An 11,742-nucleotide genomic window follows, 5' to 3' on the forward strand; every position below is an offset into this window, starting at 1 on the left:
ATCCATGCATAACCTACTCCAAGTTAAAATTTAGATATTATTAATTAAGTGATACAGTTTCTTTAGTCAAGATAAGCATCAATATATTATAACATTAGGATTAACAACCAAAAGAATAGAATGAAATATCAGGCAATATCCTCTATAATTAAACTTTTAAGATGGAAAAATGACAATTCGTGTAGGAATTAATGGTCTTGGTAGAATAGGCAGAAGTGTATTGCGTGCTATTTTTGAAGTAAAAAACTATAGCGAGCAAATAGAAGTTGTGGCGGTAAATGGGTCGCTCAGTGCTGAGCAGCATGCACATTTGATTAAATATGACTCTGTTCATGGCAAATTTAACGGCGATATTGATTTTAACGAGTCTGAAAATTGGCTATCTATAAATGGCAGGAAATTTTCTTTATATAGAGAACGTAGCCCTGAAAATATTCCTTGGAATGTTGATGTAGTGCTTGAATGCACTGGTGCATTCAACAAGCGTGCGGAAGCAGCAAAGCATAATGCAGAGAGAGTAATTGTCTCTGCTCCAGTTTCAGATGCTGATGTAACTGTGGTTTATGGCGTAAATAACGATATGCTAAAAAAGGAGCATAAAGTGATCTCAGCAGGTTCTTGTACTACAAACTGTCTGGCTCCGATTGTACACGTTTTACACTCCAATTTAGGCATAAAAAGCGGTTTTATGACCACTATACATGCCTATACGAATGATCAAAATATTCTTGATGGCAACCATAGAGACTTACGTAGGGCAAGAGCTTGTGGCCTTTCTATGGTGCCAACTACAACTGGAGCAGCAAAAACAATTGGTTCTGTCATTCCTCAGTTAAAGGGTAAGCTAGATGGTACTGCTATTAGAGTTCCGGTTAGCAACGTTTCTATGGTTGATTTTAAATTTTTAGCTGATAAGAGAGCAACAACTAAGGAAATAAACGAAATATTTAAGAATTCAGCAAATCATGTGCTTTCCGTATGTAACGAGCCTTTAGTTTCAATAGACTTTGTCCATAACCCTTATAGTGCAATTGTGGATTTAGCTGGTACATATGTCACAGGTGATATCTATAGAGTTGCAGCGTGGTACGATAATGAATGGGCTTTTTCACTGAGAATGTTAGATATAGCTTTATTGTAAAGTATGAACGAAAACTCACAAAAATATGCTTTATTTTATGAGCACTTTGCGGAACTTAGAAAAAGGGTTATTTTTTGCTTTCTATTTTTTTGTGTTACCTTCGGGTTTTGTTACTACTTTAAAGAAAATATATACCGCTTTTTACTTGCACCTTTAATAGAAGTTACAAAAGATAGCAATGATTTTTCTTTAATCTATACAGACTTAACAGAAGCGTTTTTTGTATATCTCAGGGTTGCAATAATGAGTGCACTGTTGTTTTCTTTTCCTGTGTTTGCATGGCAATTCTACATATTTCTAGCACCTGGCTTATATAAAAGAGAAAGGGCAGTGTTATTGCCATACTTAATTGCAACACCGGTTTTGTTTGTAACGGGAGCCGCTGTAGTTTACTACTACATATTTTCCCTAGTCTGGATTTTTTTTATTGCTTTTGAACATAGCGGTAAATCTTTCGGTATGCCAATAGAGTTTATGCCATCAGTTAGTGAATATTTAGACCTTGTTCTTCAATTCATGTTTGCGTTTGGTACTGCATTTCAAATTCCAGTCATACTAACCTTAATGGTGAGAGTAGGGCTAATCACTGCACAAAGTTTGTCAAATAAACGCAGAATTGCGATAGTGGTAATTTTCATTATTGCTGCAATCTTAACTCCACCTGATGTACTAAGCCAAGTAGGACTTGCAATTCCAATGTTGGTATTATATGAGCTGTCTATTCTGATATGTAGATACATTGAAAAGAAGGCAAAGGATTGAATCAAGAATATTATTTATAAACAAAGAATGAGCACCGGAGCGCCTTTTCTTGTTTGAGTGTTTTTGGCACCACAGCATTTTATTGATTTATTGACTTATTTACTTAAATATTTAATAATTAAAGTATATTATTATTTTGAATAGGAGAATTTTATATGCCAAAATATGAAGAGTTAAACGGAACACAACAAGGATCATATGATAAGTTACAGACTTCGATAAAAGAAGGTGAGAATATTATCGAGAAGCTACTTGTATGAGACTGTGTTATATAGCGAAACTAGATTTCACTTTTACGTACCTAGATAAGGGGTAACAGCAGACACTAGAATGACGAAATCGTTATTCTGCTAAGTGTTATCGCTGTATATGAACTAAAAAGCTAATATTTACTAGATCTTAATACTTATACCTTATATTTTAATGAAAAGCTGCAATGAGTATGCATGATCCATTTAAAAGTGAGGATTATAAAAAAATCTTGATTCTCTGATCAAAGCTATAAATCTAGGAAATCCAGAGGAACAATGTTATAAAACAGTAACAGATCTGTCTCATGCTTTAGAGGGTTTTACAGATAAGGCAGAAGATGTAGCTAAGCTTGTTATACGTGATGACTTGAATAATTGTGTAAAGAAGGCAAATAAAAAGCTATTAATTCTTAGGATATTCAATAGAATATTAGGAAGAGATGTTTCGATTAGGAATATAAGTAATTTTATAAAAGATAAATTGCCTCCTTCAACTGCTAGAACAGCAATCGAATATACAGATGTGATTCAAAAAATTTCAGATTTAGAGCGAATAGAAAGAAGTCAAGATAGATATAGGTCATATGGAATAAATTTAAAAAATAGACAGCAAAAGAAAAATCTCTTATATGAGCGAGAAGATTTAGGTTATGGAGGTTCATTAAACGAAGATCCTGAGTATGAAGAAATGTTAAATTATCAAGAGGAAAAAAGTAAATCTTTAACAAAAGATTTGCGTAATCTACAATCAATTAAAGAGGAGCCGATTTATGCAACAATCTCTAAAGAACATATAGAAGCAAAAAGAGAACATAGGAAGAAACAACAACTTCAATCTCTTGCACCACCAAAATCATCAAGAGTACCACCAGTACTAGAGAAAATGTTTACTATCAATCAAAAAATTAGACAAGAACCGAAAACAGATAAACCTGCAGTACCACCAAAGCCTAAAGATTTAGGCGAAAAAGTAAGCACAGAGCAAAAAATAGTAGTGGAAAAATCAGCTGAGAGTAACCCTACACTACCACTAAAATCTGAAAATCAAGATGGTAAAGAATCAGCAAAAAAAGCTGATGGACCAAAAGTACTAGTAGTTGCTATGAAAAAAGAAGTGACTCGCGAGAGTAGTAAAGTAAAGGCATTAAAAGAAAGATTTGAGCGAAATCAAGTAAAGAACATGTTGCCTGCTGAAAACAAAACTGCTTCAGTAACACAAACGGATATCAGTGTGAAGAGAAAACAATCTCGTTCATTTTCAGTAGGGAATAAAAAATCTTCGATCAACCATCTTGCCAGCAAAAATTTACCTTCCACGAATGTAAGTGTAAAAGAAATGGTTAAAAAATTTGAAGGGAGAAAAGGTGAAAGATAGTAATATTTGGGTATTTCCCTACTCATGAAAATTAGCTCTTATCATAACATTTTTACAGCCATAAGAGGAAGTTTTTATAGGATTGGGGCTAAAGAAAACTTGCATGTAAATGTATCAAGGTATAAAATTATAAATATTAAGAATGAATAGGTTAGTTATGAATCTTGTAACAAAATCCGCTATCGATTTTACTGCTTCGTCTGTTCTTGCTAGTGGAAAAATAGTTGATGATTTCTGTTTAAGTAAACATATAAAGGATAAGTATGCTGTCCTTTTTTTCTATCCACTTGATTTTACTTTTGTCTGTCCAACTGAGTTGATATCATTTAGCAACAAAATAGAAGATTTTTCAAAACGTAATGTTGAAGTGATAGGAATAAGTATAGATTCAAAATTTTCACACTATAAATGGCGAAACACTCCAGTTAATGATGGTGGTATTGGAGAGGTTAGCTACAATTTAGTGTCTGATATCAAAAAGTCTATATCAAGAGACTATGGGGTCTTATATGATGACTCAATTGCACTAAGAGCAACTTTTGTTATTGATGATAAATTTGTTGTACGTCATCAATCGATAAATGATTTTCCTTTAGGGCGTAATATCGATGAGTTTATTAGAATTATTGATGCAATAAAACATAATGAAGAGCATGGTGAAGTATGTCCAGCAGGGTGGAAAAAAGGTAAGCCAGCAATGCAGGCAAGCGATGAAGGAGTGGCTGATTATCTAAACTCACACAGTGCAGAATTATAAATTGAGTACAAAAGTTCTTATTATTGGATCTGGAGCATCGGGTTATGCTGCTGCTATATATGCAGCACGTGCAAATTTAGAGCCAATTGTAGTAACAGGAATGCAACCTGGTGGTCAGCTTACAATTACTACGGATGTTGAAAACTATCCAGGTTTTATTTCTATACAAGGTCCAGAACTCATGGAACAAAAGAGGTTGCATGCAGAGAAGGTGGGGGCAAGGATAATAGATGACGAAATAAAAAGCGTTGAACAACTTGAGGATTCTAATGAGTATAGATTTAGATCTTGTGGTAATGCTAGTGACTACTATTCGAATGCAATTATAATCGCAGCTGGTGCGCAAGCGAAGTGGCTTGGCCTGGAGAGTGAAAAGAAATTTCAAGGTTACGGAGTTTCGGCATGCGCAACTTGTGATGGTGCATTTTTTAGAAATAAAGTTGTAGCTGTGGTTGGTGGTGGAAATACTGCTGTTGAAGAAGCAATATTTTTAATTCGATTTGCTAAGGAAGTTATACTGATACACAGGCGTGATAAGTTAAAAGCAGAGAAAGTAATGCAAGACAGGCTCTTTAAAAATGATAAGATAAAGGTAATATGGAATCATACCGTAGAGCAGATTCTTGGAGAAGAAAATCCTAAAAAAGTTACTGGCATTACAATTAAATCAACAGACATCAATAAAACTCAGGAATTGAAAGTAGATGGAGTGTTCATTGCAATTGGGCATGCACCAAATACAGGTATTTTTAAGGGCTTTGTTGAAATGGATCAGCAAGGTTATATAATTACGAAACCTGGAACAACTCTAACCAGTAGGGCAGGGGTGTTTGCTGCTGGTGATGTTCAAGATAAGGTATATCGCCAGGCAGTAGTTGCCGCAGGAACAGGGTGCATGGCTGCACTTGATGCGGAAAAGTTTTTGGAATCATAATTAATTCTAAAATTTTCAACTAAATTACTTGCAATTTTCTTTGTTTTTTTATAATTATGTCAATAAATTATAGGTTGGGGAGAATTTAGTATGCTTTCGAGAAGTAATGTAGATTTTGGAAGAAGGGTTGTTAGTGATGTAGGATTACGAGCTCAAAATCAAACAACTTCAGGACAATCAACAACAAAATTATTTGAAGCTATTTATGATGAAAATCTAGGAGATTTTGAGCGAGCTCTGGAAGAAGGTGCGAATGTTAATACGTTTAATGAAGAAGGCATGACACCTTTAATATCTATAATTAGTAATTTATCTTCAGGCTCTGGAGCAGAGAAAGAATATCAGAGTATGATTAGGTTACTTCTACTTCACCAAAGCATAGATGTTAATATTCATGAAAAACGTGATGGCAATACAGCTTTGCATCTAGCAATGTGCTTTCTTCAAAAGAAAGTGTTACAACTCTTACTAAGTCATCCGAGAATAAGTATTGATCTACTAAATAAAAGTTTTCAAAATCCTGAGCAATGTGCTAGAAGAAATCGTGCTGAGCATTTGATAATAGAAATACAAAAAGCACAAACAGGAAGACAATTATTAAATGTTCTTTCTCGTGGAAATTTCCATGAAGCAAAAGTACTATTAAATCAAGAATTCAACCCTAATTGCTGGAAAAGAAATTTAAATGGAGAAATAGAAACACCACTTAGCTTAATATGTTTACAAGGGCTAATACAAGAAAATGAAGAAGTATTGACTAAACTTTTAAAACATAAGGAGCTAGATTTTAGTCAAATAAAACCAATACCAGATATAGAGCAAAATTCAAGATTGAAGCAAATCATTGAACAAGCTATGAAAGAGCGATTAACTGATGCTATTAATAGAAAAGATTTGGATGATGTAAAAAAATTAGTAGAAGATAATTGCTTTATGAATGATCAAATTGTTATTGAGGTGCTTAAAAGTTTTAATCCTTTCAGAGAATATCTAAATGAAAAATTCCCTATAAGTGCAGAGCAACCTGTAGCAAATACACATAATGTTCAACCAGAAATAAACGATGAATTAATTGCTCAAGAATTGCAGCGACTTGAAAATCTTGAAGGTGAACTTGAAAGAACAAAGGCTCGACTTACAGAAAAAGAGCAAGATCTGAATAGGGTCATAAGTGAAAAAACAAGAGACACTAACAAAATTTCACAGTTAGAAAGGAATTTAAGGCAGGAAAGATCAGCTCAGCAAACAAGGATTAACACTTTCACTGATCAAGTAGCTCGACTTACTAGAGAAAAAAGTCAACTTGAAAACCTTAGAGATGAGCTTGAAAGAACAAAAACTCAACTTAGAAAAAAAGAGCAAGAGTTGGGTAGGGTTGTAAGTGAAAGAGACACTAACAAAATTTCACAGTTAGAAAGGGATTTTAGGCAAGAGAGATTAGAACTTCAAGCTCAAAATCAAGACTTAAAGAACAAAAACAGAAAACTTTCAGAAGCAAACATTTATAATAGAAGGCAAAGTAACTATGCCTCTGCTTCTTTTGTGTTATCTGGAGAGTTTGCTGTTGGTACATGTTTAACAATATCGAATTTAGAAATATGTATTTCACTTGCTGTAGCTGCATCTGTTTTTATTGCAATTGGGTGCTACTGTTCATATAAAGCAAGTACAGTACTGAGTGATGTGATAAGCACTGAGCTTGGTAATGTTATCAGTTTAAGATAGAGTTAAGGTTTTTACTTATTCTCTAAACTCTACTGAAAGTTTTATACATTCTGAAAATACCTTGATAATTCGAGTGAATGTGAACCTGAGTGGTTTCAAGACTTAAACAGTTGTTGTAAACTTGCTTTTATTATCTTTTAGTTTAAGAAATGAAAAATTTAACGATGAGAATTATAATTACAGACCAAAGTAAAAAGTAGGCTTTTCCATTTGATCTATTTTTCACTTGTAATTTTTTGTCAGCTATTAGGTTTAATTTTTCTATAAGGCTAAATATTCCTTGGATTGTTTTGATGGGATAAGAGCTTTTAATTTTTTCCCTATACCCTATTTTACTTTCATGTTGACTGTTTATCCATGTTTCAACTACTTTCCACATATTGATTTCTGGATAGACTTTCCTACATGTTCCTTCTAATAAAATCATAGTTTTCTGCAGCAATAACAATTGTGTTTGAACTTTCATATCAAAATCATCAGTTATTTTTAGTAGCTGAGTAAATAATCGAGCAAATGAAATCTTCTGTATAGGCTGTCCAACAATGGGCTCACCTATTGCTCTGCAAGCTGTAACAAAATTTCTATGCTGTGATGGAACATAACCGGCTCTAAAGTGCATTTTTGCAACGTGATCATAATCCCTATTTAAAAAGCCTTTGAGTATCTCTATAACGTAATAGCATGTCTCACGATCTATTCTACCCATGATTCCACAATCCAGGGCAATAATATTGTTATTACTATCGATCATTAAATTTCCAGGATGCATATCAGCATGAAAAAAACAATCCCTATATACCTGATTACAAAAAGATACTATAAGATTGATAGCTATTTGCTTTCGGTTATTCAGCTTTTCAACTTCATATATTGGTATAGCTTCCATCCATTCTAATGTTAAAACCTTTTTTGAAGTTCTACTCCAATCTATTTCAGGTACGTAGAAACCTCTGTCATGTTTAGTATTTTCCTTCAGTTCCGAAGAGTGGGCAGCCTCAAAACATAGATCTAACTCTAATCGGCAAATTTCAGCAAAAGTTTTGACTAATTCAACTGGCTTCAGCCTTTTTGATTGTTCACTAAATTTTTCTGCAATTTCTGCAAGCCAAGAAAGCATTTTTATATCCCTTGAGAATGTTTTCTCAATATTTGGCCTTAAAACCTTTACAGCAACTTCCTTACCCTTAATTGTAACTGCTCTATGCACTTGAGAAATTGATGCTGCTGCAATTGGCTTTTCAGAAAAACTTGAAAAAATGTCGCTTAATTTACAATTAAACTCACTTTCTATAGTTTTAACTGCTATTTTATACGAAAATGATGGCAATCTATCACATATCAATAGCAAGTTATTTGTTATGTCCTCATTTAAAATATCAGTGCGTGATGAAATGGATTGCCCAAATTTAATGAACACCGGACCTAATCTTTCAAGAGCACGCTTTAGTTTATGACCTTGTATTTTATTTATTGATTTTTTTGATGGTGGAAGTAAATAAGGTAACACATTGTAGCGTGTTAGCACTGTAGTTATTTGCAGAAGACGTAGAATATTTTGAATCATTTCGCTGCGTAACTGCCAAATATTTCATTTATCTCCATAATTTCATCAGGTTTACCTTGATAATAGATAGTATTATTTATGCAAATTATGTAATCTGAGGATGGTAGAGCAGAGTTAAGGTCATGAGAAGTCATGAGAATCGATACTGATCGTTCTTTTGCGATTTTATTTATAATATCATAAAATTTAGCTCGTGCGTTAATATCCATTGCACTGACTGGCTCATCTAAAATGATCAAATCAGATTCTGAAATTAAACAGCGTGCAAGCAGCAGTAATTGTGTTTGTCCTGCAGAGATTTCTAATACTTGATTTTTTAGGATGTTACCGATACCAACCAATTCTATCGCTTCTGTAACAATGGGTTGATTTTTCTTCAATTTCTTCGAGGAGCTATTGAAAAGGAAAGACTCAACTGTTATTGGCATCAAATTACCAATACTAAAATTTTGTGGCATATAGCTAATTTTTATATTGTCAGCGAATACAATACTGCCAATAAAACCTTTATTTATACCAGCAACTGCTTTCACTAAAGAGGTTTTACCTCCGCCATTTGGACCAAGTATTGTAACTATATCTCCTCTTTGTACTGATATGTTGATATTATCAAGAACTTTTTTATTACCGTATGAAAGAGTAAGGTTTTCTATTTTTAGAATGCAGTTATTGACACTACTTAATTTTTTGTCAAAAATTGACTTCTTCTCAACATTTATATGAGACATTTACTGTTTTTTTTTCTATTACTTTTATTTACATTATACTACAATAGTGCCTTTTCATCCAATTTAAAAATTGTAGCTACAATCAAACCTATACACTCACTTGTAGCTTCTGTTACAGATGGAATTTCAAAGCCAGAACTACTAATGTACGAAGTATTGTCTGAACATAACTACATGCTCAGGCCTTCAGACGCAAGTAAATTAGAATCTAGTAATATTATATTTTATATCGATGATTCTTTGGAAACATTCATTAAAACTTTCACTAAAGAAAATAAGAAGTTAATACCGCTATCAAGTGCAATCGATCTACTTCCTGCTCGACCACATTCATTTTCTAGTCACATTCAAGATGAAAAAGATTTGCATATTTGGCTGAGTCCTGAAAATGCAAAAAGTATGATACTTTCTATCAGTGCAACATTATCTAATATAGATAAAGAAAATGCCTATCGATACAATACTAACGCAGAGGAGGCTATAAGAAAGATAGACCAAGAAGTAGAAAAAATTACGAAAGAATTGGATGAGTTAAAAAATCAAAAATACATAGTTACTCACGATGCTTATCAATATTTCGAAAAATATTTTGATTTAAGTTACCCAAGCGCCATTCTTTCTATAGAAGAGGATTCTTACATAGGTATGAAGAGTTTAATGAAATTAAAAAAGGTAATGAAAGAGGAAAACGTTAAATGTATTGTTTCTCATTCACGAGAGGATAGCATAAAGCCTAATGTCTTTTCTAGTGACGTAAAAATGGTGATTCTTGATCCTATTGGATCAGATGTAGAGCCTGGAAAGGATTCATATCTAGATATAATCAGCAGCATTGCACAAAATTTCAAATCTTGTTTCACTGAGTAATGAGTTCTTTTATCTATTCAGATAGCATTGCAAACTTAGTGCTTTCTATTCCAATCACAACTATACCGACATTATCTACCAGAAGTATATCATCCCAGTCTGGGATTTAGTTAAGTTGGTAAGCATAAAAATATTATGTTAAAGCACAACATTCTTGATGAGATTAGGGCAAGCCAATGTCAGCTACTTGAATGACACCATTTGCTATGCCCTCAAAAATGAATGCTCGTACAGCTGTGTGCCAGCTACTTGCATCTGCTATTTTTACTCATAATTATCTTGCCTGAACGAACTTAATTTCAAGTAGTTAATTATAGAAATAATCGTATAAAAAAAAGAAGATAACCAATATCTTCTTTTACTCTAATTAAAAAGACATTGAATTGTAATTGTCTATTTCATCTGATATAAGCGATAATTTTATGCTCTCAAAACGGAGATTACTTGCAATATCTGTTAACTGTTCACAAGTGTTACTTTTTATGGCAAGTGGTTTTTGTTTATTTTCTAAACTTTCTTTATAAAAACCATAGGCGCCTATTGGTTTTTAGCTAAAGTAAAGATTAAGTATCTGGCATTCTGGACATAAAATCCTCCTGTGTAAAAAAGATTAGAAAAAAAAGTGCGGTGCACCCACGTACGCTGAAGAAGATACGCCACATTTTTAAATAAGTTTGATTGTTTAATGAAAAAAATCTGCAGATAAAGATAGATTTTGAGCTCTTAAAATATCTTTGAGTATGATTATAGTCAGATTTAAAATATGCGCAAGCAATTTTTTTCTGTAAAAGTTTAACAAAAGAATTCAAAAGTTTGTGAACAACCTCTAAGTGTATGGTCCCAGAGTGTGATGGTATACAGACTGTCTGGATCATTTAAAGTGTCAGGTCAAGTCTTATTTAATAAATTGAAGAACTAAGTTGTTGATAACTGACCTTTAATTTTTATAGGGGCACTTTCGACTTCTTTAGTAAGAACATACTATAAGAACTATAATTATGTGCATTTATACATAATACTGTGGGTAATTTTTTAAAATAAAAAGAAGTAGCCTATCTAGTACCTTTAGTGTACATTAAAAACAGTAAATTTATACTAAAACTTCTACACTTGCCAAGCTTTCTAATGACTTTTTTCCATTTAAGCAATAAAAAGGCCAGATCAGGACAAAAACGCTACCATTTTCAGCCCTTATTTAGGTGGCTCAATTCCCAGTAACTTATACAAGTTACCGTAATCTTTCAAAACCTCAAATAGACTTTCTCTAATGCAAAACAGTATAACTAGTGAGCAACAAGCTACACTCCTTTTAGCTGTAAGCTTTGCATGATAATATACTTACTTTAATTTTTCTTCTTTAAATAATACGTGTCTTCTGACCACTGGGTCATACTTTCTAAACTCGAGCTTCTTGGGAAGGTTCTTAGGATTACGTTTTTTTACACAAAAATAGCCTGTTAGTTTCTCTTCTCCAATTTTTGTTGTTTTGGTTGCGGTGCTAACTAGCTTGACAAGCAAAAAAGCATTTTTTTTCGCCATAATTGTAGTGATATATAAAATTCTATGCAAGTTTAGAACGCAAAACACTGAAAGTCAACCCAATAATGCAGGTCGCAAAATTCTTGACAATCAATAATA

10 protein-coding genes are annotated in these 11,742 nt (G+C 33.0%); 7 read left to right on the forward strand and 3 right to left on the reverse strand.

Annotated features, from left to right (window positions below; all coding sequences use genetic code 11):
- Positions 1-169 precede the first annotated feature (169 nt).
- The 6 genes from gap to JSQ73_RS01100 all read left to right on the forward strand — a co-directional run bounded on the left by gap (position 170) and on the right by JSQ73_RS01100 (position 6,945).
- Positions 170-1,141, forward strand: coding sequence for a type I glyceraldehyde-3-phosphate dehydrogenase (gene gap, locus JSQ73_RS01075; RefSeq protein WP_214250118.1), 972 nt, complete (start codon positions 170-172; stop codon positions 1,139-1,141).
- 3 nt (positions 1,142-1,144) lie between these two features.
- On the forward strand, positions 1,145-1,903 hold the full coding sequence (gene tatC / locus JSQ73_RS01080) for a twin-arginine translocase subunit TatC (protein ID WP_214250119.1): 759 nt from the start codon (positions 1,145-1,147) through the stop codon (positions 1,901-1,903).
- A 618-nt stretch (positions 1,904-2,521) separates the two neighbouring features.
- Positions 2,522-3,529 carry a hypothetical protein gene (locus JSQ73_RS01085; protein WP_234301798.1) on the forward strand — a complete coding sequence of 336 codons (1,008 nt, stop codon included), beginning with the start codon at positions 2,522-2,524 and terminating at the stop codon, positions 3,527-3,529.
- Between the two features lie 157 nt (positions 3,530-3,686).
- Positions 3,687-4,286: a peroxiredoxin gene (locus JSQ73_RS01090; protein WP_214250145.1), complete on the forward strand. Its 600-nt coding sequence runs from the start codon at positions 3,687-3,689 to the stop codon at positions 4,284-4,286.
- A complete protein-coding gene (trxB, locus tag JSQ73_RS01095) occupies positions 4,273-5,220 on the forward strand; it encodes a thioredoxin-disulfide reductase (protein ID WP_214250120.1) in 948 nt (315 codons plus the stop codon). The genes JSQ73_RS01090 and trxB overlap by 14 nt, the downstream gene beginning before the upstream one ends.
- A 90-nt stretch (positions 5,221-5,310) precedes the next feature.
- Complete coding sequence (locus JSQ73_RS01100; RefSeq protein ID WP_214250121.1) at positions 5,311-6,945, forward strand: TomO hydrophobic C-terminal domain-containing protein; 1,635 nt, start codon at positions 5,311-5,313, stop codon at positions 6,943-6,945.
- A gap of 142 nt (positions 6,946-7,087) precedes the next feature.
- Here JSQ73_RS01100 and ubiB read toward each other — a convergent pair whose 3' ends face one another.
- Together ubiB and JSQ73_RS01110 are read right to left on the reverse strand one after the other, a co-directional pair.
- The gene (gene ubiB / locus JSQ73_RS01105) at positions 7,088-8,509 is read right to left on the reverse strand and encodes a 2-polyprenylphenol 6-hydroxylase (protein ID WP_214250122.1); all 1,422 of its coding nucleotides are present in this window, start codon (positions 8,507-8,509) and stop codon (positions 7,088-7,090) included.
- Entirely contained in the window at positions 8,506-9,237 is a 732-nt protein-coding gene (locus JSQ73_RS01110) for a metal ABC transporter ATP-binding protein (protein ID WP_214250123.1), read from the reverse strand. Before JSQ73_RS01110 ends, ubiB begins: the two co-directional genes overlap by 4 nt.
- Between JSQ73_RS01110 and JSQ73_RS01115 the strand changes: the two genes are divergently transcribed.
- Positions 9,229-10,104 carry a zinc ABC transporter substrate-binding protein gene (locus JSQ73_RS01115; RefSeq protein ID WP_214250124.1) on the forward strand — a complete coding sequence of 292 codons (876 nt, stop codon included), beginning with the start codon at positions 9,229-9,231 and terminating at the stop codon, positions 10,102-10,104. The genes JSQ73_RS01110 and JSQ73_RS01115 overlap by 9 nt on opposite strands.
- 1,338 nt (positions 10,105-11,442) lie before the next feature.
- Here the strand turns inward: JSQ73_RS01115 and rpmG are convergent.
- Positions 11,443-11,643: a 50S ribosomal protein L33 gene (gene rpmG / locus JSQ73_RS01120; protein ID WP_214250125.1), complete on the reverse strand. Its 201-nt coding sequence runs from the start codon at positions 11,641-11,643 to the stop codon at positions 11,443-11,445.
- Positions 11,644-11,742 lie beyond the last annotated feature (99 nt).

The organism is Wolbachia endosymbiont of Anopheles demeilloni (genome assembly GCF_018491735.2).
Taxonomy (GTDB): Bacteria; Pseudomonadota; Alphaproteobacteria; order Rickettsiales; family Anaplasmataceae; genus Wolbachia.